Annotated in this window: 22 protein-coding genes; 15 read left to right on the plus strand and 7 right to left on the minus strand. The window is 52.3% G+C overall.

Going from position 1 to position 26,985, the window contains the following annotated elements:
* Positions 1 to 70 precede the first annotated feature (70 nt).
* On the minus strand, positions 71 to 3,535 hold the full coding sequence (locus OI69_RS09235; protein WP_039349135.1) for a DNA translocase FtsK: 3,465 nt from the start codon (positions 3,533 to 3,535) through the stop codon (positions 71 to 73).
* A 114-nt stretch (positions 3,536 to 3,649) separates the two neighbouring features.
* Positions 3,650 to 4,144, minus strand: a complete 495-nt coding sequence (gene lrp, locus OI69_RS09240; RefSeq protein ID WP_010277211.1) for a leucine-responsive transcriptional regulator Lrp — start codon at positions 4,142 to 4,144, stop codon at positions 3,650 to 3,652.
* A 587-nt stretch (positions 4,145 to 4,731) separates the two neighbouring features.
* Here lrp and trxB point away from each other — a divergent pair.
* The 5 genes from trxB to infA all read left to right on the plus strand — a co-directional run bounded on the left by trxB (position 4,732) and on the right by infA (position 10,507).
* Entirely contained in the window at positions 4,732 to 5,694 is a 963-nt protein-coding gene (gene trxB / locus OI69_RS09245; RefSeq protein ID WP_039349144.1) for a thioredoxin-disulfide reductase, read from the plus strand.
* Positions 5,695 to 5,930: 236 nt separating this feature from the next.
* Positions 5,931 to 7,697: a heme ABC transporter permease/ATP-binding protein CydD gene (gene cydD / locus OI69_RS09250; RefSeq protein ID WP_039349146.1), complete on the plus strand. Its 1,767-nt coding sequence runs from the start codon at positions 5,931 to 5,933 to the stop codon at positions 7,695 to 7,697.
* On the plus strand, positions 7,697 to 9,436 hold the full coding sequence (cydC, locus tag OI69_RS09255) for a heme ABC transporter ATP-binding protein/permease CydC (RefSeq protein WP_039349149.1): 1,740 nt from the start codon (positions 7,697 to 7,699) through the stop codon (positions 9,434 to 9,436). Before cydD ends, cydC begins: the two co-directional genes overlap by 1 nt.
* A gap of 34 nt (positions 9,437 to 9,470) precedes the next feature.
* On the plus strand, positions 9,471 to 10,175 hold the full coding sequence (gene aat / locus OI69_RS09260) for a leucyl/phenylalanyl-tRNA--protein transferase (RefSeq protein ID WP_039349152.1): 705 nt from the start codon (positions 9,471 to 9,473) through the stop codon (positions 10,173 to 10,175).
* 113 nt (positions 10,176 to 10,288) lie between these two features.
* Entirely contained in the window at positions 10,289 to 10,507 is a 219-nt protein-coding gene (gene infA, locus OI69_RS09265; RefSeq protein ID WP_002211347.1) for a translation initiation factor IF-1, read from the plus strand.
* Between the two features lie 157 nt (positions 10,508 to 10,664).
* Here infA and clpA read toward each other — a convergent pair whose 3' ends face one another.
* Positions 10,665 to 12,938: an ATP-dependent Clp protease ATP-binding subunit ClpA gene (clpA, locus tag OI69_RS09270; protein WP_039349154.1), complete on the minus strand. Its 2,274-nt coding sequence runs from the start codon at positions 12,936 to 12,938 to the stop codon at positions 10,665 to 10,667.
* A 29-nt stretch (positions 12,939 to 12,967) separates the two neighbouring features.
* Positions 12,968 to 13,288, minus strand: a complete 321-nt coding sequence (gene clpS / locus OI69_RS09275) for an ATP-dependent Clp protease adapter ClpS (protein WP_039349158.1) — start codon at positions 13,286 to 13,288, stop codon at positions 12,968 to 12,970.
* Between the two features lie 549 nt (positions 13,289 to 13,837).
* On the opposite strand from clpS, the gene cspD reads away from it, so the two are divergent.
* Positions 13,838 to 14,059 carry a cold shock-like protein CspD gene (gene cspD, locus OI69_RS09280; protein WP_039349162.1) on the plus strand — a complete coding sequence of 74 codons (222 nt, stop codon included), beginning with the start codon at positions 13,838 to 13,840 and terminating at the stop codon, positions 14,057 to 14,059.
* Positions 14,060 to 14,173: 114 nt separating this feature from the next.
* On the opposite strand, the gene OI69_RS09285 is transcribed toward cspD, so the two are convergent.
* Entirely contained in the window at positions 14,174 to 15,838 is a 1,665-nt protein-coding gene (locus OI69_RS09285; RefSeq protein WP_039349166.1) for an ATP-dependent endonuclease, read from the minus strand.
* Between the two features lie 298 nt (positions 15,839 to 16,136).
* On the opposite strand from OI69_RS09285, the gene OI69_RS09290 reads away from it, so the two are divergent.
* From OI69_RS09290 to OI69_RS09305, 4 genes are all read left to right on the plus strand, one after another.
* Positions 16,137 to 17,036 (plus strand): lysine exporter LysO family protein, encoded by a 900-nt coding sequence (locus OI69_RS09290; protein ID WP_039349169.1) that lies wholly within the window; start codon positions 16,137 to 16,139, stop codon positions 17,034 to 17,036.
* A gap of 189 nt (positions 17,037 to 17,225) precedes the next feature.
* Complete coding sequence (gene hcp / locus OI69_RS09295; protein ID WP_039349172.1) at positions 17,226 to 18,878, plus strand: hydroxylamine reductase; 1,653 nt, start codon at positions 17,226 to 17,228, stop codon at positions 18,876 to 18,878.
* Positions 18,879 to 18,974: 96 nt separating this feature from the next.
* The gene (gene hcr, locus OI69_RS09300) at positions 18,975 to 19,982 is read left to right on the plus strand and encodes an NADH oxidoreductase (protein WP_039349176.1); all 1,008 of its coding nucleotides are present in this window, start codon (positions 18,975 to 18,977) and stop codon (positions 19,980 to 19,982) included.
* A gap of 165 nt (positions 19,983 to 20,147) precedes the next feature.
* The gene (locus OI69_RS09305; protein ID WP_039349180.1) at positions 20,148 to 21,584 is read left to right on the plus strand and encodes a DUF2867 domain-containing protein; all 1,437 of its coding nucleotides are present in this window, start codon (positions 20,148 to 20,150) and stop codon (positions 21,582 to 21,584) included.
* On the opposite strand, the gene OI69_RS09310 is transcribed toward OI69_RS09305, so the two are convergent.
* Both OI69_RS09310 and OI69_RS09315 read right to left on the minus strand, forming a co-directional pair.
* Positions 21,581 to 22,411 (minus strand): N-acetylmuramoyl-L-alanine amidase, encoded by an 831-nt coding sequence (locus OI69_RS09310; protein WP_039349184.1) that lies wholly within the window; start codon positions 22,409 to 22,411, stop codon positions 21,581 to 21,583. The two genes, OI69_RS09305 and OI69_RS09310, sit on opposite strands and share 4 nt — an antisense overlap.
* 54 nt (positions 22,412 to 22,465) lie before the next feature.
* Complete coding sequence (locus tag OI69_RS09315) at positions 22,466 to 22,789, minus strand: heavy metal-binding domain-containing protein (protein WP_039349187.1); 324 nt, start codon at positions 22,787 to 22,789, stop codon at positions 22,466 to 22,468.
* A 209-nt stretch (positions 22,790 to 22,998) separates the two neighbouring features.
* On the opposite strand from OI69_RS09315, the gene artP reads away from it, so the two are divergent.
* The 5 genes from artP to artJ (OI69_RS09340) all read left to right on the plus strand — a co-directional run bounded on the left by artP (position 22,999) and on the right by artJ (OI69_RS09340) (position 26,828).
* A complete protein-coding gene (gene artP, locus OI69_RS09320) occupies positions 22,999 to 23,727 on the plus strand; it encodes an arginine ABC transporter ATP-binding protein ArtP (RefSeq protein WP_327078726.1) in 729 nt (242 codons plus the stop codon).
* Positions 23,728 to 23,747: 20 nt separating this feature from the next.
* Positions 23,748 to 24,479, plus strand: coding sequence for an arginine ABC transporter substrate-binding protein (gene artJ / locus OI69_RS09325; RefSeq protein WP_039349193.1), 732 nt, complete (start codon positions 23,748 to 23,750; stop codon positions 24,477 to 24,479).
* An 11-nt stretch (positions 24,480 to 24,490) separates the two neighbouring features.
* Entirely contained in the window at positions 24,491 to 25,207 is a 717-nt protein-coding gene (artQ, locus tag OI69_RS09330) for an arginine ABC transporter permease ArtQ (RefSeq protein ID WP_039349197.1), read from the plus strand.
* Positions 25,207 to 25,875, plus strand: coding sequence for an arginine ABC transporter permease ArtM (artM, locus tag OI69_RS09335; protein WP_039349200.1), 669 nt, complete (start codon positions 25,207 to 25,209; stop codon positions 25,873 to 25,875). Before artQ ends, artM begins: the two co-directional genes overlap by 1 nt.
* 221 nt (positions 25,876 to 26,096) lie before the next feature.
* Positions 26,097 to 26,828, plus strand: coding sequence for an arginine ABC transporter substrate-binding protein (gene artJ, locus OI69_RS09340; protein WP_039349203.1), 732 nt, complete (start codon positions 26,097 to 26,099; stop codon positions 26,826 to 26,828).
* Positions 26,829 to 26,985: the final 157 nt, after the last annotated feature.

A 26,985-nucleotide genomic window follows, 5' to 3' on the forward strand; every position in this document is an offset into this window, starting at 1 on the left:
TTACGCTTCTTTGCATAAGGGCTGCTCGCGCAGCCCTTATGGTGGAGTGAGGTCAATCGATATAGCGTTCTTATTCCATTGATGGCGGAGCCAATACTTCACGGTTGCCGTTGTGTCCTGGAGAACTGACGATCCCCTGCGCTTCCATTTGTTCAACGATTCGCGCCGCGCGGTTATAGCCGATTCGGAACTGACGCTGTACACCAGAGATAGAGGCACGACGCTTATCGACCACAAATTCCACGGCCTGATCGAACAAAGGATCGAGTTCTTCATCGCCATCAAGACCGAGGCTCCCACCTTCGGCATCGTCGCCACCGCTGACAATATTGTCGATATATTGAGGACGACCACGCGCTTTCCAGTCTTGAACTACGGCGTGAACTTCCTCATCGCGCACAAAAGCGCCATGAACACGGACAGGTATTGAGGAATTCGGTGCCATATACAGCATATCCCCCATTCCCAATAGCGATTCCGCGCCTCCTTGATCGAGGATAGTTCGTGAGTCGATCTTACTGGAGACGGTAAACGCGATACGTGTCGGAATGTTCGCCTTGATCAATCCGGTAATCACATCAACGGAAGGACGCTGCGTTGCCAGAACCAGATGAATCCCCGCCGCACGCGCTTTTTGCGCCAGACGGGCGATCAGTTCTTCCACTTTCTTACCCACCGCCATCATCAGGTCAGCAAATTCATCGACCATCACAACAATGTACGGCAATTTTTCCAGCACTGGCGGCGTCATATCTATACTGTCGCCCGGTTTCCAGAACGGATCGGGGATCGGGCGTCCCATCGCATTGGCGGTCATCACCCGTTCGTTGTACCCCGCCAGATTACGTACCCCAAGCGCTGACATCAGCTTGTAACGGCGCTCCATTTCACCCACACACCAGCGCAACGCATTTGCTGCATCTTTCATGTCGGTCACGACTTCCGTCAACAAATGCGGAATGCCTTCGTATACAGAAAGTTCCAACATTTTCGGGTCGATCATGATAAAACGCACGTCTTCCGGCGTAGCTTTATACAACATACTGATGATCATGGCATTGACGCCGACCGACTTACCCGACCCCGTTGTACCGGCAACCAACAGGTGCGGCATTTTGGCCAAATCGGCAACAACAGGCTCGCCAGCGATATCTTTACCCAGCACAATAGACAGCGGCGATGGGTTATCGCGGAATTTGTCACAGTCCAACACTTCGCGCAGATAAACGGTCTGACGATGCGCATTCGGTAATTCCAAGCCGACATAAGGTTTACCTGGAATCACCTCAACAATACGCACCGCGATAACCGACAGAGAACGCGCCAAATCGCGCGACAAATTCGAGATACGCGCCGCTTTCACCCCCGGTGCCAAATCCAGCTCAAAGCGAGTAATAACCGGGCCGGGAGAATGGTCGACCACATCCGCTTTTACCCGGAAATCAGCCAGACGCGCTTCAATCAGTCGCGCCGTTTGCTCCAGAGCAAAATTATCCACAGGAGCTTCACTTGCTGGTGGTGGAGTCAACAAATCCAACGTTGGCAGCGGCGTCGTCGGTTTCTGTAACGGTTGTTCATTACGCATCAGGAATGGGTGAATCAGGCCATCCATTGCCGGATGGCGCGCAGGTGTATTTTCCCGCTGAGCAACCTCCGTTGGTGGTGGCGTGGGTTGCACCGGCTGACCAAACATCATCGGGTTACGCTCGTCGTCATCGCCATCTTCGCCCGCATGCATCGGAGGAAGATCTGGCGTTACGCCATAGGACGACTGTGTATACGCAGGTTCGCTGAGTGTATGCGGTTCAGGCTCACGTTCATTCTCCGCGCTAAACGGCGAGAACGAAAAAGCGTTATGCGCCGAAACAGGCGATACCACGGGATTTGGCTGAACTGGCTCGCTGACCGCCGACGATACCATCGGAACCCAGACATCGGTATCGTCCTGTGCGGTACTGGCGTCATAACGTGACTGCTGCTGTGCAGCGAATTCTTTGGCTAGCTGTGCTTGCAGAAGCGCGTCTTCATCCTCTTCCTGTAACGGATATTCATCACCGTAACGCTGGCGCTGCTGATTCAGGTACTCCTGCTGTAGCACGGCTTCCTGACGGGCGATATCATCAGATATTTCTTCCTGATAGATGTCGTTCGTCAATTCCGTTTCCGCACTCTCATGTCGCGCCTGTCGCCTTGCTTGCTCTTCTGCCAGCCGCTGCGACGGCAGTTTGATTCCGTATGACGCTAATTCGCGGCGCGTCGGAATACGCACCGGATTAGGACGCGGCAGTTCCGGCCCGACGCCGCGTTTAATCTGCGGATTAGCATCATCATCAGCACTGAATGCCGGCATAAAGGTGTTGTTCGCACTGAAATCCGCATCACGCTCAATCTGCGGCGGCTCAGCGAACGGCTGAACCACTGGCGACGTTACGCTCGGCGGAATGGCACTACTCCCGTAAGGCGTATAAGCACTGCGATGGCGTTCCGGTGAGGCCGCTATTTCAGACATTGCACTAGGTGTTTCAGGAACCTCAAACGCATACAGCGGCGGGTTCAGCGAGGATGCCGAATCAATCATTGACGGCGTCACAGGCGGTACAATGCCAGACGATGCATCAGGCACCAGCGAGTCAGACGCGACTATTTCAGGGGGAGTTAGCCCTACGGCTGGCGTTTCTGTCGAGAAGGCCACGGGTGTCGCGGCTGGCGGATTTTGGCCTGACGGTGATGTCTCTGCTACCGTGTTATCCTCTGTCGTATCGTGGATGACATCAGCAACGGAAGGCGCAGAAAACAGCACATCATCGTCATCACGCGATTGCGTTATCGCTTCGCCTGACGTGTCATCATGGCGCAGGTTAAATACATCACGATCCTCTTCTTCACGCGCATCGTCTTCGCGGTAATCCTCATCGCGACGAGAACGGTTTGACATGAATGTCAGGCAGCCCAAGACGCCCCCGCCAATTTTTTCAGCGATCGTTAACCATGACCAGCCGGTAAACAGCGTTAACCCTGCGCCCCAGACGCACAGCAGAATCAGCGTTGCGCCCATGCTGTTGAACCGCGGAATCATTGAGCTGCTCAACAAGCTTCCCAATACACCGCCGGAAGCAAAATAGTAGAGGTCGTCAATGTTCAACGCCGCCAAACCACACGAGGTCAGGATCAGCGCCAACGTTCCAATCAGACGTAGTGAAAAAGTAAAATAATCAATCGATTGCTGGTTATCCCGCTGGCGGAAAGCCGCCCAGCATAGGGATAACATGATCGGCGGGATGGCATAGGCCAACACACCAAAAATAAAGAATAGCGTATCCGCCATCCATGCACCCGCGACACCGCCAAGGTTGTGGATAGGCCCATGCCACGCAGTCTGTGACCAACTGGGATCGGAGGGGCTGAAACTGAGTAGTGCGACACTGAGGTAAACTGCAAAAAGTGCCACAACGATTAAAATCGCTTCAAGCAAGCGACGTGTTCCGCTGAGTTTTTTCAGGGTTACGTCTTTATCTTCTGTATATTCCTGGCTCAAGAGTCTCTCCAGGGGCCTGTAAGGTTTATGACAAAGCGCCGGAAAAATCCGGCGCTGGGACTGTATAAATTCACAGGAGTGTAGCTGAATTTATCGGGTTTTGCACCCACGCGTTTATCGAGTCTTAATGACCAGACGGTTACTCTGCTTCACTTCTTCCATCACCACGTAAGTGCGGGTGTCGTTTACGCCCGGCAAACGCAGCAGCGTTTCGCCCAGAAGCTTACGGTAAGCAGACATGTCCGGCACGCGTGTTTTCAGCAGGTAGTCAAAATCACCAGAAACCAAGTGACACTCCTGAATTTCTTCCAGTTTCTGCACCGCAGCATTGAACTGTTCAAACACATCGGGCGCGCCACGGTTTAGCGTTATTTCAACAAAAACCAGCAGTGAGGCATCCAGATAATGCGGGTTTAGCAGCGCTGTATAGCCATTAATGAAACCTTGTCTTTCCAGGCGACGCACACGTTCCAGACAAGGCGTTGGCGACAGCCCGACCCGCTTGGAAAGCTCGACATTAGAAATACGCCCATCTTTTTGCAATTCGTTCAGGATGTTACGATCAATACGATCGAGATCTTTTCCTGGCCGTTTTTTAGTGTCTACCATTATTATTGTCTCTCTTCACTTTTCCCTGCACCCGCTTTACCCCGATAGACCTCATGTATCAGAGTTCCCCTTAAAGAAGACCCGCTGCCTATTTTGTCTATCAACAGTCATTAACTTCTCGTTCTCGCCTCACGCATTGCTCACTCACGAAGAAGACCATCACGTCATATCCGTGGCCTAAAGGCCTGACTGCGCAAAAACGAATAAAAGGCCGAGCTTTTAACTGTTCACATACAAAAAATTTCCTCTTACCCAGATGTTTTCGCAAATGCACAGCGGATTGTCAAAGCAAAACAACGAAAATCAGAAGAAACTGCCAGATTGGATAAGCCAGAGCCATTCGCTAAGGTGACTTCAATCATTTTACTTATGAATATGGCTGATTTTTCAGCGATTTGTCATCACCATCGTCATTAACGATTAAACAAATAGCCAGCAACTTTTCTGCATACTTTTTTTAATCCTGTAATTTCCTTACAATCGTTCTCATTGTCCGTGGCTGATACTGTTCGTAGTGAGTAAGGATGCATGTTTGTCGCAAATCGCGTTCATATGAACATTATCCGCCGTCATGAAATGAGGAAAGCATGGGTACCGTTAAACATCACAAGTTATTGATTCTGGGTTCAGGCCCGGCTGGCTATACGGCCGCAGTTTACGCTGCACGGGCAAATTTACAGCCAGTATTAATCACTGGTATGGAAAAAGGCGGTCAGTTGACGACCACGACCGAAGTAGAAAACTGGCCGGGCGACGCCGATGATTTAACTGGCCCGCTGTTAATGGAGCGTATGCACGCACACGCGACCAAATTCAATACCGAGGTGATCTTTGATCATATTGAGCGTGTTGATTTACAGAACCGTCCATTCCGTTTATTCGGCGATAGCGACGAGTACACCTGTGATGCGTTGATCATCGCGACAGGTGCCTCAGCGCGTTACCTTGGCTTGCAGTCCGAAGAGGCGTTTAAAGGTAAAGGGGTTTCCGCCTGCGCAACCTGTGACGGTTTCTTCTACCGTAATCAAAAAGTCGCCGTCGTCGGCGGTGGGAATACCGCCGTTGAAGAAGCGCTGTATTTGTCTAACATCGCTGCGGAAGTGCATTTAATCCACCGCCGCGAGACGTTCCGCTCAGAGAAGATTCTGATCGACCGCCTGATGGACAAAGTCAAAAATGGCAACATTATCCTGCACACCAACCGTACGCTGGACGAAGTGCTGGGCGATGACATGGGTGTAACCGGTGTACGAATCCGCGACACGCAAAGCGATGCTGCGGAAGAGTTGGAACTGGCTGGCGTATTTATCGCTATCGGCCATAGCCCGAATACCGCCGTGTTCGGTGGTCAGTTAGAACTGGAAAACGGTTATATCAAAGTGCAATCCGGTATCCATGGTAATGCGACACAAACCAGTATTCCGGGCGTCTTTGCTGCGGGTGACGTGATGGACCATATTTACCGTCAGGCGATTACCTCCGCAGGAACGGGCTGTATGGCTGCGCTGGATGCTGAACGTTATCTGGATGGACTGACCGTCAACAAGTAATACGATACTGAAACGGATCGGTCATTGCCGTTCCGTTTTCTTCCTTTTGGTTTGCCTGCCGCAACACAGAAATTGATCGCATCCCCTTTTTCCCCTCTCCTTTTCGTTTGCAGCGCGTCCCTGTCGCGGTAACATGGCGCTATTCTGCATGATAGAAGATAATTTTGTTAACCAACGGTTACATCAGCGTTATCTTCTATTGAGTCTATTTCTGCAATATAACGAACTGGTGCCTGATGAAAAAAACCAGACAGCAAGAACTGACCGCCTGGCTGAAACAGCAAAGTAAGCTGGCGCAACGTTGGCTACGGCTTTCACTGCTGCTTGGCTCCCTGAGCGGTGCGTTAATCGTGGCACAAGCCTGGCTGCTCGCTACGCTACTTCATGCTTTGATCATCGAACATTCCCCGCGAGAATCTCTGCTTTCCCCGTTCCTTCTACTTATCGCCACCTTTATTCTGCGAGCGCTCAACAGCGTGTTACGCGAGCGTGTTGGCTTTCTGTGTGGACAAACGGTTAGGCAGCAAATTCGTAAGCAGGTACTGGATCGGTTACAACAGCTTGGTCCCGCGTGGATCCAAGGAAAGCCCGCAGGCAGTTGGGCAACGATGATTCTTGAGCAGGTTGATGATATGCAGGATTATTACGCTCGTTATCTGCCGCAAATGTACCTTGCCGTGCTGATTCCGCTGCTGATCTTAATCACTATCTTTCCGCTCAACTGGGCCGCGGGTCTGATCCTGTTTTTGACCGCGCCGCTCATTCCCCTGTTTATGGCGCTGGTTGGTATGGGCGCAGCGGATGCCAACCGACGTAACTTTCTGGCATTAGCACGCCTGAGCGGGCATTTCCTCGATCGTCTGCGCGGAATGGAGACGTTACGTCTGTTTCATCGTGGTCAGGCTGAAACCGAGCAAATCCGCCATGCATCCGAAGATTTTCGCAGTCGCACCATGGAAGTGCTGCGCATGGCATTCCTCTCCTCAGGCGTGCTGGAATTTTTTGCTTCCATTTCGATCGCCGTTGTCGCCGTCTATTTCGGTTTCTCGTACCTCGGTGAGTTGGACTTTGGTCATTATGGTACGGGTGTGACGCTCTTCGCCGGTTTTCTCGTGCTGATTCTGGCACCAGAATTCTTTCAACCTTTACGCGATCTGGGTACTTTCTATCACGCCAAGGCTCAAGCTATCGGTGCAGCGGAATCACTGGTAACTTTTTTGTCAGAGGAAGGGGAAACGGTAGGGTTTGGCACTCAGGAATTCAACAGCAATACCGCGATTGCCATCCAGGCGGAAGATTTCATTGTCCTCGCACCGAATGGCACGCCGTTGACCCAACCGCTGACATTCAATATTCGCGCAGGCGAACGGATCGCACTGGTCGGTCTCAGCGGAGCAGGAAAAAGTTCACTGCTGAATGCGCTGCTAGGGTTCCTGCCCTATCGCGGTTCATTAACCGTCAACGGTCAGGCATTGAACGCGCTGACGCCTGAATCATGGCGTCAGCAGCTAAGCTGGGTTGGGCAAAACCCCCATTTACCGGAACAAACGCTGCGCAGCAATATTCTGCTAGGCAACCCGCAGGCCAGTGTTTTGAAATTGCAGTTGGCGATTGAACGCGCCCATGTGCAAGAATTTTTACCACAACTTCCACAGGGGCTGGAAACAATGATCGGTGACGGTGCTGCACGCTTATCCGTCGGACAGGCGCAGCGCGTCGCCGTTGCTCGTGCGCTGCTCCATCCCTGCAACCTGCTGCTGCTGGATGAACCCTCAGCCAGTCTGGATGCCCACAGTGAGGAACTCGTTATGACGGCGCTAAACGAGGCAGCGCGATCCCAGACCACGCTGCTGGTGACGCACCAGCTCACTGATATCACCGAGTACGACGCGATTTGGGTAATGGATGGCGGCCAGTTAGTTCAACAGGGGGATTATCAAACACTCCGCGCTGAAGCAGGCCCCTTCGCGGCACTGCTGGCACAACGACAGGAGGCGCTGTAATGGCTCAAATAAAAACGATGCGGGTATTAAAACCGTTTCTGGCACTTTACCGCCAACACATCTGGCGCTTAAGTCTGGGCATTATATTAGCCATTGCTACACTGCTGGCCAGTATTGGCCTGCTTGCCCTATCCGGCTGGTTTCTGGCGGGCGCTGCGCTGGCAGGACTCGTTGGGCTGCTCACCTTTAACTATATGCTGCCAGCCGCAGGCGTGCGGGGTGCCGCCATCGCACGCACCGCAGGGCGCTATGGGGAAAGGGTCGTCAGCCACGATGCCACATTTCGTGTTTTGCTGCGCTTACGCGTTTTCACCTTTTCTCGCATTCTGCCTTTGTCCCCGGGAGGACTGGCACAATTTCGTCAGGCTGAACTGCTAAACCGACTCGTTGCAGACGTCGATACGCTGGATCACCTCTACCTTCGCGTTATTTCACCCATCATCAGCGCATTCGCCGTTATTCTTATCGTCTGTTACGGCCTGAGCTTTATTGATGCATTCTTGGCGCTGACGCTTGGTGCCATCATGCTGACGCTACTGCTGTGCCTGCCTGTTCTCTTTTATCAGGCAGGAAACGGTATCGGGCAAGCGTTGACCGCCCTGCGTGCACAATATCGCCTCCAGCTAACGACCTGGCTGCAAGGTCAGGCGGAGTTAACCGTTTTCGGCGCACTCGATCGCGTCCGTCAACAACTGGCCCTGGTGGAAATTAACTGGTTGCGCCGACAACGTCAGCAGGCGAATCTTACCGGTCTGTCACAGGCAGTGATGATTTTATGCAGCGGGCTAACCGTTACCCTGATTCTGTGGCTGGCGGCGGATGGCGTTGGCGGCAATCCACAACCCGGCGCGTTAATCGCCCTGTTCGTATTCGCCTCACTTGCCGCCTTTGAGGCGCTGGCTCCCGTCACGGTAGCCTTTCAGCATATGGGACAGGTGATTGCTTCCGCTACTCGGGTCGATCAAATCCTTCGTCAACCTGTTGATGTCACCTTCCCCATGCATGGCCCAGAAACCTCACGCACGGCGTCCCTTGAGATCTCACATGTTGATTTCACTTATCCCGATCAACCACAGCCCGTGCTACAAAATATCACCCTCTCGATTCAAGCAGGCGAGCATCTGGCGTTGCTAGGACGTACCGGATGCGGGAAATCAACGCTACTGCAATTGCTGACACGGGCATGGAATTGTGAATACGGGAATATTACGCTTAATGGTCACCCTCTTACCGAATGGCGGGAAGACGATCTCCGCGCCATGATGAGCGTAGTGCCGCAGCGCGTGCATATTTTCAGCGCAACGCTGCGCGATAACCTGTTGCTGGCAGCACCAACGGCACGAGACGAAAAATTGGTCGCGGTATTACAGCAGGTAGGGTTAGAAAAACTGTTGGAAAACGATGGGCTGAATACCTGGCTGGGAGAAGGTGGCCGACAACTGTCTGGTGGCGAACAGCGTCGTATCGCGTTAACACGAGCTTTATTACATGACGCGCCGCTGGTACTGCTGGATGAGCCCACTGAGGGGTTGGATGCGGAAACCGAAAAACGTATTCTGCAACTGCTCCGCCAACACTGTGCCGATAAAACGCTGATCGTCATCACCCATCGGCTATATGGTTTAGAGTCGATGGATCGCATCTGTATTCTGGACGATGGCAAAGTGATCGAACAGGGTAACCATCAGGTTTTACTGGCTCAAAAAGGACGTTATTGGCAATTCCGTCAACACGTTTAAGATCCAATTCGTTGAAACACAACATTTGAAAAATATGCGCCTATACCCACTGTCATCTCAATCGCTTCAGTTTCCTGACCCGAGCCATGCGCTGGATGACCCCAACGGCCTGCTGGCCGTTGGCGGCGATCTCTCCGTTGCCCGGCTAAAAGCGGCTTACCAACAGGGAATTTTCCCCTGGTACTCCCCCGGTGAACCGATCTTGTGGTGGTCTCCGAATCCGCGTGCGGTTCTGTTCCCTGGTGAATTCCATCTCAGCCGCAGCATGAAAAAGTTCCTCAAGCGTCATACGTTTCATGCCACGCTCAATCAGGCATTTGATGAGGTCATTCACGCCTGCGCACATGAGCACCATGACGGCACCTGGATTACGCCGGACATCATTTCGGCTTATTGCCAGCTTCATCAGGTTGGGAAAGCACATTCCGTCGAAGTGTGGCACAATGGCATACTGGTTGGTGGGTTATATGGTATTGAACAAGGGCGATTATTTTGCGGTGAATCCATGTTCAGCCGCATGGATAACGCGTCGAAATATGCGCTGCTAGCGTTTCAACAGCATTTTATTCGCCACGGCGGTCAGTTAATTGATTGTCAGGTGTTAAATTCCCATACGGCTTCACTGGGCGTGAGTGAAATTCCCCGCGACCACTTTCTGCAACAGCTTTCCCAGTGGCAGGATCTCGCCGTTGATGATGGCTGTTGGCGACCCCAGGCGCTCGCCGAACCAACATGGTGATGACGGAAACCGGGTAAATAGCGTCCCAAGCGTGAACGCTTCTTTACATAATGTCCGTTTTTCGGCATTATCTTGCGGTTAAAAAATAAAGGTAGTTAGACCTAGAGGATTCGATGGCCAAAGAAGACAATATTGAAATGCAAGGCACCGTGCTTGATACGCTGCCCAACACCATGTTCCGCGTTGAATTGGAAAACGGGCACGTGGTTACCGCTCATATCTCCGGTAAAATGCGTAAAAACTATATCCGCATCCTGACGGGTGACAAAGTCACTGTAGAGTTAACCCCGTACGACCTGAGTAAAGGCCGCATTGTCTTCCGCAGCCGTTAACCGGTTCGCTCATCGCTGATAACCGCGATATATGAGGATGTGACTCCCTCCCCAGCCCTTTCCTTTATGGCAAGGGCTTTTGTTTTTTAGCGCGTGCCACAAAGGGATATAAAAAAGGGATGCCTCGGCACCCCTTTCTAATCACACACTGGCGCGATTAATTAACACTTTCCGCTTTACGCTTCTGCGCGCTCTGGAAGCCATACGTCAGTTGCTGCGTCTCTTTATCCAGTTCTACCGTAACAGATCCGCCATCCACCAGCGAACCAAACAGCAGTTCGTTGGCCAGCGGCTTCTTGAGACTTTCCTGCATTACGCGCGCCATTGGTCTGGCCCCCATCGCCTTATCGTAGCCTTTTTCTGCCAGCCAGTTACGTGCTTCATCACTGACTTCCAGAGACACGCCTTTCGCATCCAGTTGCGCCTGAAGCTCAACGATAAATTTATCGACCACCTGCTGAATAACCTCGGTCGACAGATGGTTAAACCAGATAATGCCATCCAGACGGTTGCGGAATTCCGGCGTAAACACCTTCTTGATCTCTTCCATCGCATCCGTACTGTTGTCCTGATGGATGATACCGATAGATTTGCGCTCAGTTTCCCGCACACCGGCATTGGTCGTCATCACGACAATCGTGTTGCGGAAATCCGCTTTACGCCCATTGTTATCCGTCAGCGTGCCGTTATCCATCACCTGTAACAACAGGTTAAAGACATCCGGGTGCGCTTTTTCGATCTCATCCAACAGCAGTACCGCATGAGGATGCTTGATCACCGCATCCGTCAGCAGACCACCCTGATCGTAACCCACATAACCGGGAGGCGCGCCAATCAAGCGGCTGACGGTATGACGCTCCATATATTCGGACATATCAAAGCGCAGCAGTTCGATATCCAGGGCTTTTGCCAGTTGCAACGTCACTTCCGTCTTACCAACCCCTGTCGGGCCTGCAAACAGGAAGGAGCCGACAGGTTTACGCTCCTGTCCAAGCCCGGCACGACTCATTTTGATGGATTCAGCCAGTGCTTCGATAGCCTTATCCTGCCCAAACACCAGCATTTTCAGGCGGTCACTGAGGTTTTTCAGCACATCGCGATCGCTGGCAGAAACGGTTTTTTCTGGAATACGGGCGATACGAGCAACAACCGATTCGATGTCACTCACATTGACCGTTTTCTTCCGTTTGCTGACTGGCATCAAACGGCTACGTGCGCCCGCTTCATCGATCACATCAATGGCTTTATCTGGCAAATGGCGGTCGTTGATATATTTTACCGCCAGCTCTACCGCTGCACGAATCGCTTTCGACGTATAGCGAACATCATGGTGAGCCTCATATTTCGGCTTCAGACCATTAATGATTTGTATGGTTTCTTCTACGCTGGGTTCAGTGATATCGATTTTCTGGAAACGCCGCGCCAGCGCCCGATCCTTTTCGAAAATATTGCTGAACTCCTGGTAGGTCGTCGAACCGATGACGCGGATCTTGCCGCTGGAAAGCAGTGGTTTAATCAAATTAGCCGCATCAACCTGGCCACCAGACGCCGCACCAGCACCGATAATGGTGTGGATTTCATCAATGAACAGAATACTGTTTTTATCCTGTTCCAACTGTTTCAGCAGCGCCTTAAAGCGTTTTTCAAAATCACCACGGTATTTAGTGCCAGCCAGCAGCGCACCGATGTCCAGCGAGTACAGGGTGCACTCCGCCATCACCTCCGGCACATCGCCCTGTACGATACGCCAGGCCAGGCCTTCAGCAATCGCCGTTTTGCCGACGCCAGACTCACCGACCAACAGTGGGTTGTTTTTACGGCGGCGGCACAGTACCTGAATCGTGCGTTCCAGTTCTTTATCCCGGCCAATAAGCGGGTCAATACCGCCAACACGAGCCAGTTGATTCAGATTGGTGGTGAAGTTTTCCATACGATCTTCCCCTCCTGCCTGTTCTTCATTGACGGGACTTTCCGCATTCGGCGCTTGATCGGTTTCTTCTTTACGCGTGCCGTGAGAAATAAAGTTCACCACATCCAAACGGCTGACATCATGCTTACGCAACAGGTAGGCGGCCTGAGACTCCTGTTCGCTAAAAATCGCGACCAGCACATTGGCGCCGGACACTTCACTGCGGCCGGAAGACTGTACATGGAAGACAGCGCGTTGCAATACACGCTGGAAGCTGAGCGTTGGTTGAGTTTCTCGCTCGTCGTCATTCTGCGGTAATGTTGGTGTGGTCTGCTCAATGAACGCTTCCAGTTCCTGGCGCAGCGCGGCTAAATCGACCGTGCAGGCTTCCAGTGCCTCACGGGCAGCAGGGTTACTGAGCAGAGCCAACAGCAGATGCTCGACGGTCATAAACTCGTGTCGGTGCTCACGCGCTCTGGCGAAAGCCATGTTGAGACTGAGTTCCAGTTCTTGATTGAGCATAGGCACCTCTCCCAATAAATTGCCTGACTTCAGGCTTTTTCCAGCGTACAGAGCAACGGGTGCTCGTTTTCTCTGGCATAACGATTGACTTGTACGACCTTAGTCTCAGCCACTTCAGCGCTAAATACGCCACAAATCGCTTTACCCTGATAATGCACAGTTAACATAAGCTGCGTGGCACGTTCAATATCATAAGAAAAGAACTTTTGCAGAACGTCAATAACAAATTCCATTGGCGTGTAATCATCGTTATTCAACACCACGTTATACATGGATGGCGGCTGCAATTTTTCTTTCTGTTTATCGGCGGTCAGACTCTCAGATTGTGACCACGTACTGTTGTTTCCCATTCTCTATCCACATCATGTAACGAATATCGCGACTCGCGACATTGGTCTGTTTAGTCCCACTAGATTCGAGAAGCAGGAAATGTGCGCCTGCGACTTGAAAGATGACGGGTATCTCTTCATACGATTCACTTAAGTCGTGGATCAGGGGGAAACACCGTGATGAGGCTTCCGCAGGAATGCCTCGCGCCGTGGTAACTCCCGGTATCTCAATGCTTAAACGATCGACATTACGCATATCTCTACATTTACAGTAGCACGTCTACTTTTTATTTTACCACCTAGGGAATGAAATGGTTCCCGGAAAACAAAATTCAAGGTCCGTAACCGATATCTTGATGACGCAACGCGATTGTTGGTTTCATCAATAGCGTTATCTGCATCAAATTTTGACAAACTCCCTTCTCCATCTCACGGTGGATCGCTTGACGCCAGGATCGATTTCCCTAAAAGTGTACGGATGAATTGATGAGGTTTTAATCAGTTCGTATTAGTAATAACCAAATAACCACACCTTACTGAAAAGAATACTCTTGCGAAGGATGTCAATGCATGGAGACAGGTACTGTTAAATGGTTCAATAATGCCAAAGGGTTTGGTTTTATCTGTCCAGAAGGGGGAGGTGACGATATCTTCGCACACTACTCAACCATTCAAATGGATGGCTACCGGACGCTGAAAGCCGGACAGGTTGTCAGGTTTGATGTACATCAAGGGCCGAAAGGCAATCATGCCAGCTTGATCGTCCCGCAAATCGCCGAGGGCGTATCCTGACCCCTTCCATACCCTACATGTCGACTCAGAACACGCAACGCTAAATAGTAAAATGAATACGATGCGACTCATGCCGTTCAGTACGCTGAACGGCATTTTTATCTCGGCATGAAATTAATCTGCACGCCCGCGAGCCAGCCACAGCACACGCGAGAACATACTGCGAATCAGCGAAGGGATTGCCTCGTTCCCCATCGCAGCAGCCTCCATCGCCACGTCAATCGCCAGATCGGGTTTGGATGAACGATGGATAGCCTTAATAATGATTTTGTGCATGGATAGCGGCACTTTCTCCGGCAACTGTGCAATGCGGTGGTAAACGTGGCTGAACCCCTCACGATACATATAGTGTTCCATATCCGATGCGGGCAGGATGGTCAGATGATCCCGCTCGCTCTCATTCTGCGCGGTTAACATGCTTTTCGCCGTGGCGGCATATTTTTTCCCCGCCTCGTCGCCATCGACCAGCACATGCCATTCAATTCCCATGCGGTACGCAAATCTCAGCAATGGCCGTAGCCCAGACTGAGCAAATTCAATCACTTTCACGCCTTCCGCTTCAAAATGATGCCCACATTGACGTGCCAGTTCATTTAGCATCCAGACTTCCGTTTCCCCTTCCACCAACAGCCAGCAACGGGCGAAAAGTGACGAAGGTCGATTCATCCGAATATGAAACGCAATACGTCGGCTGTCTTCCGCATTCATCCCCTGGCGACCAATACGGTATGTCGCCACCCGCGAGGATTCACGCACCAGACGGCACACCTGCTCCATCGGCACCAGCGACAAGAGTTCCCCCGAGTTGGTTGTCGTCACTTTCTGGAGCGGTAGCTGCGTCAGTAGTCCCCAAGCGACTGACAGCATAATCGGATGTAGCCGGGTTTCTGGATCTTCGATCACCAAAAGCGGGCGGGCATGGGGATCCAACACCACGGATCCTTTCGCCTGTAATAGCGTGGAGAACAGTTCCAGCAGGATAATGCGGCGGCTGCGGCTATTGGGATCGGCAATCAACCGGTTGATATTATCCAGCGATCGCCATGATTTACCGTTGTGCGTTCGTGCATGGCGGTGATGACGTCGGTCGTTACCCGTGGCGTTCTGCTCGGAAAAATAGTGCTCTAGCAGTTGCCGCATCGCCACTAAGCCCTGGCGTAACTCTTTATCCGTCAGTTTCTGCGGATTTTGCGCCAATTCACGCATCAGTTGCTCGAACTGCTGAGCCAGCTTCTCATTACTGTTATCTAATGTCGCCGCCAGCGTCCCGGAGCGTAGACGTCGCATGAAGCGCGCATCACGCAGTCGCAGCACCGGATGCAAGCGAATAATTTCTCTGGCCAGTTCATCAATATCGTCGAGCGGTATCGGGTGTCCGTCGGCGTCGAGAAAGCTACGCCAGGTGAAAACGGACTGGCTTTCGTCAACCTCACCTTCCAGCCGATAAAAAACGCGACATAGCGATGCCTCGCCCTCTACCCACACGGGGCTGAGTGAGCGATAACGAGGAGCTAAATGATGACCAGGTGCGGTTTCGCAGAAAGTGAAAATAATCTGAAGGTGCTTTTCCCGACTGTTTTCATCCCCCGGCGTGAAGTGAAAATCCTGCATATCAAAGTGATAAAGCGGCAACGTCGGTGCGAGCAGCAGCGAGAGCGCATCGAGCAGGCTCGATTTCCCCCAGGCGTTTTCCCCAATCAGTACGTTATTCTCGTCCAGCGTCAGCGACAGACGGTTGATTCCCCGAAATCCTAGGATTTCAATACGTTCCAGATGCATCCTTTTCTCCTGTAGCGACTGCCTACGGATTTTTACTGGCGGCATACCCATCAAGCAGACACAGCCAGCCAGTCATCGCTTTACTCACGCCGATAATTTGTTTAATTTTAAGAGATTATCGTTTTTTTTCCCACCAAGTGTAGCCCATGAACCTCAGGATGTTGTCAATGCACGGTTGGCGTTTCCGCCGTGGCAACGTCTGTTGGGGTAGACATAAAAAAGCCACATCGCTTGACTATGGTCATTCTAAAATACGGGTTACCGCCGTTTTTCTCGCGTAAAGGACACCAATTCTGTGATGTATTCAGGATTATTAATTATTTTATTACCGCTTATCGCTGGCTATCTGATACCGCTACGCGCCAAAAAAGCATTACAGCAAATTAATCAACTGCTGAGTGGGATGGTGTACGTTATTCTGTTCTTGATGGGAATTAGTCTGGCCTTTCTGGAAAACCTCAGCAGCAATTTATTACTTATCTTCCGCTACACCGTCGTCTTCGCACTCTGTATTGTCGCGGCAAACGGCATTGCACTGTGGTTATGGGAAAAACGCAGCGCGTGGCACAGCAAATATAGCGACGCCGCCCCGCTTTCCCGGCTGCATATGATCCTTGAATCGTTCACACTCTGCACGGTGGTCTTCGGCGGTTTTTTGCTAGGCCTGACGCAATGGTCGGGGTTCACTTATGCCGCGACAGGCAGCGAATATGCCCTCATCTTTTTACTCTTTCTGGTCGGCATTCAACTACGCAATAGCGGGATGACGCTACGCCAAATCGTATTAAATCGTCGCGGTCTGGTTATTGCGCTCCTCGTCGGCATCAGCGCACTCGGTGGTGGCCTGCTGGCGGCATGGATTCTGGGGTTACCATTAAAAACCGGTCTGGCGATGGCTTCCGGCTATGGGTGGTATTCGCTGTCAGGCATTCTGCTGACCGACGCGCTCGGCCCCGTCATCGGCAGCGCCGCCTTTTTCAACGATCTGACCCGCGAGTTGTTGGCAATTATACTGATCCCCACGCTGGCACAGCGTAATCGCTCCTGTGCATTAGGCCTTTGCGGCGCGACGTCGATGGATTTCACACTGCCCGTTTTACAACGCAGTGCAGGAATTGATATCGTCCCTGCTGCCATCGTGCATGGTTTCTTATTAAGCCTCGCGGCGCCAATACTGATGGCGCTGTTTTCCTCATGAGTACACACTGAAGGCCGTTTCTCCCCGCATTTATGGGCTGTGATTGAGAGTGATTTTCATTGCCCATCACCAAAATTGCGCTAAATCAAATTTACCTACTGTTGCGCTAAAAAAGCCTTTTTACCGACCTCGGCTGACACTATGCTTTAAACAAGCATTTTAAATGCAACTTAAAAAAAGGACGTCATTATGTTTTGTGTGCAATGTGAACAAACGATTCGTACCCCTGTTGGAAACGGCTGCTCTTACGCGCAGGGCATGTGCGGCAAAACCGCAGAAACCTCCGATCTGCAAGACCTGCTGGTCGCGGTGCTGCAAGGGCTTTCTGCCTGGGCGCTGAAAGCGCGCGAGTTGGATATCATCGATCACGATGTAGATAATTTTGCGCCCCGCGCCTTCTTCTCTACCTTGACCAACGTTAACTTCGATTCTCAGCGCATTATTGGTTATGCACAGGAAGCCATCACACTGCGTGAATCACTGGCCGTTCGCTGCCGTCTGCACGATGCCACCGCGACGGTGGATCACCCAATGGCAACGCTGCAACTGGCGGGCAACGATATTCCGACCTTGCTGCAACAGGCGGCGGATTTTGCGTTAGATAGCGATAAAGCCATCGTCGGTGACGATGTTCACGGCTTGCGTATGCTCAACCTCTACGGCCTGAAAGGTGCGGCGGCCTATATGGAACACGCGCACGTTCTCGGTCAGTATGACGAGGCTATCTATGCCGAATACCATGCCTTCATGGCCTGGCTGGGCACCCAGCCATCCGACGTCGATACCCTGCTGAACAACGCGATGGGCATCGGTAAAATGAATTTCAACGTCATGGCGATCCTCGACCGGGGCGAAACCGACGCCTACGGTAATCCACAACCGACCGCCGTTAACGTCCGTCCAATTGCGGGTAAGGCCATTCTGATTTCTGGCCATGACCTGAAAGACCTGCGCATGCTGCTGGAGCAAACCGACGGCACTGGCGTCAATATTTATACCCACGGCGAGATGCTGCCTGCGCACGGTTACCCGGAGCTGAAAAAATTCAAGCATCTGGCGGGCAACTACGGCAGCGGCTGGCAGAATCAGCAAACAGAATTCGCCAAATTCCCTGGCGCGATTGTCATGACCTCGAACTGCATTATCGATCCCAACGTCGGTAACTACGGCGATCGCATCTGGACGCGCAGTATCGTAGGCTGGCCGGGCGTGAACCATCTGGAAGGCGACGATTTCAGCCCGGTTATCGAACAGGCTCAGGGGCTGGCAGGCTTCCCGTACAGCGAAATCGAGCACATGATCACCGTCGGCTTTGGTCGTGAAACCCTGTTGAGCGCGGCCGATACCGTGATCGATCTGGTCGCACAGAAAAAACTGCGCCACGTCTTCCTCGTTGGCGGATGCGACGGTAGCCGTGAAGAGCGTAGCTACTTCACTGACTTCACGCTGAACGTCCCACAAGACTGCCTGATCATGACGCTGGCCTGCGGGAAATACCGCTTCAACAAACTGGATTTCGGTACGCTGGAAGGCCTGCCGCGTCTGCTGGATGTCGGTCAGTGTAACGATGCCTACTCAGCCATTATTCTGGCGGTGAAACTGGCGGAAAAACTGGGTTGCGGCGTGAACGATCTGCCACTAAGTCTGGTGTTGTCCTGGTTTGAACAGAAAGCAATCGTCATTCTGCTTACCCTGCTGTCCCTCGGTGTGAAAAATATCTACACCGGGCCAACGGCTCCGGGCTTCCTGACCGACAACCTGCTTGCCATTCTGAACGATAAATTCGGCATGCGAGCGATTACCACCGTCGAACAGGATATGAACACCATTCTGGCCGCTTGAGGAATTAAGACGGACGACGTATCGACAGTCATTTCATGACGTCTCGGCGGCGCACTTTCCGATGCGCCGTCAGCCCGTTTCTTTTGGAGAGTAACAATGACAATGCCGACACCGCTTTGCCCTAACCGCATGCAGGTGCATTCGATTACCCAGGAAACGCCGGATGTCTGGACGGTTTCACTGGTTAATCATGATTTTTATCCCTATCAGCCGGGTCAGTATGCGTTGGTCAGCATTGCTAACAGCGCGGAGACGCTACGGGCTTATACGATATCTTCTTCACCGGGACTCAGCCGTTTTATCACCCTGACAGTAAGAAGACTCGATGACGGTGTCGGCTCCCGCTGGCTGACCCAAACGCTGAAAGTCGGCGATTATCTGTGGCTGTCCGATGCGCAGGGCGAATTTACCTGCGCCAATGCGATCAGCGATCGCTACTTTATGGCGGCAGCAGGCTGCGGTGTTACGCCGATTATGTCGATGTGTCGCTGGCTGCTGGCAAACAAACCACAGATCGACATCCATGTGATTTTCAACGTGCGTAACCCCCAGCAAGTGATCTTCGCCAGCGAATGGCACGATCTGGTACAGCGCTACCCGCAGCAGCTACATCTGACCCTGATGGCAGAATTTGACGCCGCGCCCGGTTTCCTTGCCGGACGCATCAACGGCGATCTGTTAGTCGAACGCGTACCGGATATCGCCCACCGCACGGTGATGACCTGTGGCCCTGCGCCGTACATGAACCAGATTGAAACCCTGAGCCAGCAGCTTGGCGTTGCTTCAAACCGTATCTTTAAAGAGCAGTTCCGGCCAACGGATGATGTACTGGATGACGACGCCGATCAACTCACGCTGACCATCAGCCGTCCGTTGAAAAATCTGCGCGTTCCGGTGGGCATCAGCCTGCTGGCGGCGCTGGAAGCCAATAAGGTGCAGGTGCTCGCCGCCTGTCGTGCCGGTGTATGCGGAAGCTGTAAAACCCGTGTGCTATCGGGTGATTACACCACGACCAGCACCATGACGCTGACACCAGCCGAAATCGAACAAGGCTATGTTTTAGCCTGTAGTTGCCAGTTGCAAGGCGATACCGTTTTAGCCTGATTTCCCTTCGTTTTACCCCCTTCTGCCTGATAGCTCCCGCTACCGGGCAGGTAGGTTCATCGTCCATTACAACTTGTTATCACACGCTTTTCACCGTTTCCCCGCCATGAATCATTTAGGTTATAGTAAGCCATGGTTATCTTTTTGCTGTGGAGCCGCTGACGCATGACATCTCCCTCAGCCCCGATCCTGATTCTGGGCGCAACGGGCTATATTGGCCGCCATTTAACCGAACGATTGAGCAAACAGGGCAATCGGGTGATCGCTGCGGGTCGTCATATTGAATCCCTCGCCTCACGGAATTGGCCGGGGGTTGATTGCCAACAGGTTGACCTCGCAAAGCCAGAAAGCCTGCCTGATGGCCTGTGGGGGGCGGAAACACTCTATTATCTGGTACACAGCATGGGCGACGGCGCAGATTTCGTGGCGCGGGAGCGGATGACCGCCATGAATCTGCTGCTGGCGCTGGCCTCCAGCCGCGTAAAGCAGATTATCTATTTGGGGTCACTTCAAGCGCAGGATGACACCTCACCGCATATGCAGGCACGCCAGATTACCGGTGATATTCTGCGCAGCAGCGGGATTCCCGTCACGGAACTGCGGGCAGGCATTATTATCGGCGCGGGGTCGGCGGCGTTCGAGATCATGCGTGATATGGTCTATAACCTGCCAGTGCTGACACCGCCACGCTGGGTGCGATCTAAATCATCACCGATTGCGTTGGAAAACCTGCTGGTTTATTTGATCGGCATCACTCGTTACCCCGCGACCGAAAACCGCATCATGGACGCCGCAGGCCCCGAATACATCAGTTACCAGACGATGTTCGAGCGTTTTATTCAGATTAGCGGCAAGCGCAGAGTGCTGATCCCCGTTCCCATGCCGACGCATCTGGTGTCTGTCTGGTTCCTACACTTAGTCACATCGGTTCCCCCCTCTATCGCCCGCGCCTTAATTCAGGGGCTAAAACACGATTTGCAGGCCGATGGCCGGGAACTTCAGGCCTTGATCCCACAAAACCTGATTAGCTTTGATGACGCCGTGCGCCTCACGCTACAAAGCGAAATGGAGAGCGTACAGCAGGCTGACTGGGGCGATGACACCGAGGTTCGCGCACGTTGGAAGCCGAATTACGGCTTTTACCCCAAACAGGCGGGCCATTCGATGGACACGTCAGCCTCCAGTCAGGCACTCTGGCAGATCATCCAGCAGGTTGGGGGCAAGGAAGGCTATTTTTATGCCAATACGCTCTGGAACATCCGCGCCCGACTGGACGACCTCTGCGGCAACGGCGTGACGTACGGACGCCCTGAGCGCCCGACACTGGAGGTCGGCGACAAAATTGACGGCTGGAAGGTGATTTCTATCAAGCCACAGCGTCAGTTGGTGCTGTTATTCGGCATGAAAGCGCCAGGGCTGGGGAAACTTAATTTTACCATCACGGACAAAGGCACCCACCGAACGGTGGATGTTCGCGCCCGCTGGCACCCTTCGGGGTTCAACGGGCTGGTCTACTGGTTTTTGATGATGCCCGCTCATCTGTTTATTTTTCGTGGCATGGCGGCGCGTATCGCGAAACTAGCAGAGAAGGAAACGGTTTAGCGACTGCCGTATTTTTCCAGCAGCGCATCAACAATCGCGTCGCTCTGCGCATCGGGCTGGCCTTGATAGTTCTCGGGTCGGAAGTGCATCTGGAAAGCGGCAATCACCTGCCGCTTTTCACGCGCCGTCATCGTTGGCGTCACGGCGTAACCATAACGCACCAGCTTTTCCAGCAGCATGGTTTCATCAACGGGCTGCATCGGTGGTCGTCCATTTAAATAGAATGCCACCCGAGGCGCATCCGGCCACGCGCCAACGCCCGCTTGCGCCAGCGCCTGCCAGGGGAACAACGGCCCAGGATCGTGTTTTCGCAGCGGCGCAATATCGCTATGTGCCACCACATTCTGCGGCGCGATCTGGTAGCGATCGATAATATCGCGGGCGATGGCAGTCACAAGCTGAATCTGCGAGGCGGGGTACGGTGCCCACGTATAGCCTGTTAGCGTGCGCTGATAACCCGCGTTTTCGATCTCAATACCAATTGAGGAATGATTCAAGCGACTAAACCCGCGCCAGCTACTGGCTCCCGCATGCCAGGCGGCCTGAGATTCAGGCACCAGTTGCCAGGCAAGCGGCTTGTCGTGCCGCAATGGCGGCTGTGCCGGAATCAGGTAATGAGCGCTAACGTGTTCATCCATCAGAATATTGAGGGAAGAGGCAAAATCGCCTGCCGTATAGTGCATCACCAGAAAACGGATGCGAGACTCCTGAGCCCGCGACTGCAATGCAGTCTCCAACACATAACTATTCTGTTCCCGCAACGAAGACGGCGCTGACTGGCAACCCACCAACAGTCCTAACGTTATGCAGACCATCCATTTCAACATCGTTATTCCACTATTGCGCTTATTTTCCACCAGATATTTTTATGCTCTCACCTGCTAGCGGCGAACCTTTACCGCGGTGCCACTGACCGTCACCATCAGCATGCTGCCATCCTTTCCGACGGTTTCATAGTCAAGATCAATGCCTACAATCGCGTTGGCCCCTAAATCCTCCGCTTGCTCCTGCAACTCTTTGAAGGCGATCTGCCGCGCTTTACGCAGCTCCTTCTCATAAGCCCCGGAACGACCGCCGACAACATCACGAATGCTGGCAAAAAAATCACGGAAGATGTTCGCCCCCAAAATGGCCTCGCCAGTTACGACGCCACAGTATTCAGTAATAGTGAAGCCTTCCAACGTTGGGGTGGTGGATAATTGCATATCATCTCCTTTTCACTACGGTTGACTATCAATGTGCGGCTCAGCGGAGTATCCCCGCGAGTAAAGCGAGAGTTTAGGCTGTAAGCCGCTATTTTGTGCTATTATTTAACCAATAAATCGCTTATTGGCAAATTTTAACCCACGGTGATTGCATAACTATTCTGCCAACGTTAACATTCGCCGCATCAATGTCTATTCAATTCTTACGCATGAGTATTCAACTAAACGGCATTAACTGTTTCTACGGTACATACCAGGCGCTCTTTGATATCACCCTTGATTGTCCTGCGGGTGAAACGCTGGTGCTGCTTGGCCCCAGCGGTGCGGGGAAAAGCTCGCTGATACGCGTGCTTAACCTGTTAGAAATGCCACGTTCTGGCCAGCTTTCCATCGCCGGTAATCAGTTTGATTTTCAGCGCACGCCATCCGACAGCGCGATCCGTGAGTTGCGTCAAAACGTCGGGATGGTGTTCCAACAATATAATTTGTGGCCACATTTGACGGTGGTACAGAACTTGATCGAAGCCCCCTGCCGCGTGCTGGGACTGAGTAAAGAAGACGCCAAAGCACGAGCGGAAAAATTTCTGACGCGCCTGCGTCTCAATGACTTTGCCGATCGCTTTCCTCTTCATCTTTCCGGCGGGCAGCAGCAGCGTGTCGCGATTGCTCGCGCACTCATGATGGAACCTCAAGTTTTACTGTTTGATGAACCCACCGCCGCATTGGATCCAGAGATTACCGCTCAGGTTGTCAATATCATCCGTGAATTGGCGCAAACCGGTATTACACAGGTCATCGTTACTCACGAGGTCGAATTTGCCCGTAAAACGGCCAGCCGGGTGGTGTATATGGAAAACGGCCGCATCGTTGAACAAGGGGATGCGACGCACTTTACCCAGCCGCAGACGCCTGAATTCGCTGGTTATTTATCACATTGATTACTATCAGGAACATGATAATGAAAAAATTGATTGTTGCAGCCTTATTCGCCGTTGGTGCCGCCTCTGCTCACGCCGCAGATACCATCCGTTTCGCGACCGAAGCCTCCTACCCTCCGTTCGAATTTGTCGATGCCAATAACCAGATTCAGGGCTTCGATATCGATCTGGCCAATGCCCTGTGCAAAGAAATGCAAGCCACCTGTACGTTCAGCAATCAAGCGTTCGACAGCCTGATCCCCGGCCTGAAATTCCGCCGTTTTGAAGCCGTCATCGCCGGGATGGATATCACACCAGAGCGTCAGCATCAGGTGTCATTCACTCAACCCTACTATGATAACTCGGCGCTGTTTATCGCTCAGAAAGGGAAAGTGGCCGATGTTGCCGCGCTGGCAGGTAAACGTGTTGGCGTACAGAATGGCACCACCCACCAGAAATACCTGATGGAAAAACACAGCGAGATCAAAACGGTGCCTTATGATAGCTACCAAAATGCCGTGCTGGATCTGAAAAATGGCCGTCTGGATGCCGTGTTCGGTGATACGGCGGTGGTTAACGAATGGCTGAAACAGAACGATACGCTGGCGACAGTTGGTCAGAGTGTAACGGATAAAGGTTACTTCGGTATCGGTCTGGGCATTGCCGTGCGTCAAAACAACGATGAGCTGCTGAAAAAATTCAACGATGCGCTCAACAAAATCAAGCAGGATGGCACTTACGAGACCATCTACAAAAAATGGTTCCAGCAGTAATCTGACGCTCAATGATTGAATTTCAACCTCTAGCAAGCGCCGCCGGGATGACCGTCGGCCTTGCCGTTTGTGCACTGGTGCTCGGTCTCGCGCTGGCGATGCTGTTTGCCGTTTGGGAAACAGCCCGCTGGAAAGCGGTTAGCTGGACGGGTACAGCGGTAGTCACACTATTACGCGGCCTGCCAGAAATTCTGGTCGTACTGTTCATCTATTTTGGGTCTTCCCAACTGCTGATGATGCTGGCGGATGGATTTACTCTGAATCTCGGTGTTGTGCAGATTCAGGTAAAGCTGGATATCGGCATGTTTGAAATCAGCCCCTTCCTGTGTGGCGTGATTGCGCTGGCGCTGCTGTATGCCGCCTACGCCTCCCAAACGCTGCGTGGTGCGCTGAAAGCCGTGCCGCAAGGGCAATGGGAATCGGGTCAGGCGCTCGGGCTAGGTAAATCCGCGATCTTTTTCCGTCTGATCATGCCGCAGATGTGGCGACACGCCTTACCGGGATTAGGCAATCAGTGGCTGGTGTTACTGAAAGACACGGCACTGGTCTCACTGATTAGCGTGAACGATTTGATGCTGCAAACCAAAAGCATTGCAACACGAACGCAGGAGCCTTTTACCTGGTACGTAGTCGCCGCAGCGATCTATTTGGTTATCACGCTGTTAAGCCAGTATGTGCTGAAACGCATTGAACTGCGCACGACACGTTTTGAGCGGAGGCCTTCCTGATGCTCGCTTATTTGCCTGAGCTAGTAAAAGGCCTGCATACCAGCCTGACGTTAACCGCCGTTTCCATCGTTGTGGCGCTGGTGTTATCGCTGCTGCTGACGGTTGTTCTGACGCTAAAAACCCCCGTTATCTCCATGCTGGCCAAGGGCTACATTACGCTGTTTACCGGTACGCCACTGCTGGTGCAAATCTTCCTGATTTACTATGGCCCCGGACAATTTACCTCCATCCAGCAAATCCCGTGGCTGTGGAACCTGCTTTCGCAGCCATGGCTGTGTGCGATGGTGGCGCTGGCACTGAATAGCGCGGCCTATACCACGCAATTGTTCTATGGGGCGGTAAAAGCGATTCCTGCCGGGCAGTGGCAATCCTGCGCAGCGCTGGGCATGAATCAGCAGCAGACATTACGTATTTTGCTGCCGTTCGCGTTTAAGCGCGCACTCTCCTCTTATTCCAATGAAGTGGTGCTGGTATTTAAGAGTACGTCACTGGCTTACACCATCACGTTGATGGAAGTCATGGGCTATAGCCAGTTGATGTACGGTCGGACGTACGACGTGATGGTATTTGGCGCGGCCGGCATTATCTATTTGTGCGTCAACGGGTTACTCACGCTGTTGATGCGCTGGGTTGAGCGTCGTGCGCTGGTATTCGAACGTCGCAATTAATCTTTATCACACTGATACGCTTTAGAAGCAGGCTGCAATAGCCTGCTTTTTTATGGCGTATCATCTCTGGACGTCCTCCTTACAGGTCGATGTAAAAGCATGCAATCAATCGATTTATTAATCATTTTAATTGCATATTAATTCAATGAATAGCATGATTATTATGAGGCCGGAACACCTCCGCGCCATTATTTTATAAGAAAAACAGACAGGAGTAGGTCATGAAAAAATTAGTGCTCGCCACGTTATTGGCAGGGATCGCCTTCAGCGCCACTGCCGCCGACACCATCCGTTTTGCGTCCTCCGCGACCTACCCGCCATTTGAGTCACTGGATGCCAATAATGAAATCGTGGGTTTCGATATGGATCTGGCGAAAGCATTGTGTAAACAAATGCAGGCGAGCTGTACGTTCACCAATCAGGCGTTTGATAGTCTGATCCCTGCGCTGAAATTCCGTCGCTATGACGCCGTGATTTCCGGTATGGACATCACTCCAGAGCGCAGCAAACAAGTCGCGTTCACGCAGCCTTACTATGCTAACTCTGCTGTGGTTATCGCGCAAAAAGGGAAATTCAGCGACTTTGCTGCGCTGAAAGGCAAACGTATTGGTATGGAAAACGGTACGACGCATCAGAAATACTTGCACGACAAACACCCGGAAGTACAAACCGTCTCTTATGACAGTTACCAGAATGCGGTACTGGATCTGAAAAATGGCCGTATCGATGGCGTATTCGGTGATACCGCTGTCGTCAACGAATGGATTAAGACGAACCCTGAACTGGCAACCGTTGGCGAACATGTGACTGACGCCGAATACTTCGGCACCGGACTGGGCATCGCCGTTCGTCCCGATGACAAGGCGCTGCTGGAGAAATTAAATAAAGCGCTGGATGCCATCAAAGCTGACGGCACTTACAAAGCCATCAACGACAAGTGGTTCCCGCAATAAGGTTCACTTAGCTTAACGCGGTGTGATACACCGCGTTATTGAACGCTTCCACTATTCCATGTCAGATAGTCCAAAGGTTTCGTGCGTGTTAATTACCGTATTCCTCTGTCATTTCACCACACGCACGACAAGGCGCACTTGTATCTTTCTCATGTAG

Origin of the sequence: Pectobacterium fontis (assembly GCF_000803215.1) — a bacterium.
Classification (GTDB): Bacteria; Pseudomonadota; Gammaproteobacteria; order Enterobacterales; family Enterobacteriaceae; genus Pectobacterium; species Pectobacterium fontis.

Coding starts and splice junctions, on each gene's coding strand:
- lrp (WP_010277211.1), bottom strand. CDS start 4,144: ATGGTAGACACTAAAAAACGGCCAGGAAAAGATCTCGATCGTATTGAT.
- trxB (WP_039349144.1), top strand. CDS start 4,732: ATGGGTACCGTTAAACATCACAAGTTATTGATTCTGGGTTCAGGCCCG.
- cydD (WP_039349146.1), top strand. CDS start 5,931: ATGAAAAAAACCAGACAGCAAGAACTGACCGCCTGGCTGAAACAGCAA.
- cydC (WP_039349149.1), top strand. CDS start 7,697: ATGGCTCAAATAAAAACGATGCGGGTATTAAAACCGTTTCTGGCACTT.
- aat (WP_039349152.1), top strand. CDS start 9,471: ATGCGCCTATACCCACTGTCATCTCAATCGCTTCAGTTTCCTGACCCG.
- infA (WP_002211347.1), top strand. CDS start 10,289: ATGGCCAAAGAAGACAATATTGAAATGCAAGGCACCGTGCTTGATACG.
- clpA (WP_039349154.1), bottom strand. CDS start 12,938: ATGCTCAATCAAGAACTGGAACTCAGTCTCAACATGGCTTTCGCCAGA.
- clpS (WP_039349158.1), bottom strand. CDS start 13,288: ATGGGAAACAACAGTACGTGGTCACAATCTGAGAGTCTGACCGCCGAT.
- cspD (WP_039349162.1), top strand. CDS start 13,838: ATGGAGACAGGTACTGTTAAATGGTTCAATAATGCCAAAGGGTTTGGT.
- OI69_RS09285 (WP_039349166.1), bottom strand. CDS start 15,838: ATGCATCTGGAACGTATTGAAATCCTAGGATTTCGGGGAATCAACCGT.
- OI69_RS09290 (WP_039349169.1), top strand. CDS start 16,137: ATGTATTCAGGATTATTAATTATTTTATTACCGCTTATCGCTGGCTAT.
- hcp (WP_039349172.1), top strand. CDS start 17,226: ATGTTTTGTGTGCAATGTGAACAAACGATTCGTACCCCTGTTGGAAAC.
- hcr (WP_039349176.1), top strand. CDS start 18,975: ATGACAATGCCGACACCGCTTTGCCCTAACCGCATGCAGGTGCATTCG.
- OI69_RS09305 (WP_039349180.1), top strand. CDS start 20,148: ATGACATCTCCCTCAGCCCCGATCCTGATTCTGGGCGCAACGGGCTAT.
- OI69_RS09310 (WP_039349184.1), bottom strand. CDS start 22,411: ATGTTGAAATGGATGGTCTGCATAACGTTAGGACTGTTGGTGGGTTGC.
- OI69_RS09315 (WP_039349187.1), bottom strand. CDS start 22,789: ATGCAATTATCCACCACCCCAACGTTGGAAGGCTTCACTATTACTGAA.
- artP (WP_327078726.1), top strand. CDS start 22,999: ATGAGTATTCAACTAAACGGCATTAACTGTTTCTACGGTACATACCAG.
- artJ (WP_039349193.1), top strand. CDS start 23,748: ATGAAAAAATTGATTGTTGCAGCCTTATTCGCCGTTGGTGCCGCCTCT.
- artQ (WP_039349197.1), top strand. CDS start 24,491: ATGATTGAATTTCAACCTCTAGCAAGCGCCGCCGGGATGACCGTCGGC.
- artM (WP_039349200.1), top strand. CDS start 25,207: ATGCTCGCTTATTTGCCTGAGCTAGTAAAAGGCCTGCATACCAGCCTG.
- artJ (WP_039349203.1), top strand. CDS start 26,097: ATGAAAAAATTAGTGCTCGCCACGTTATTGGCAGGGATCGCCTTCAGC.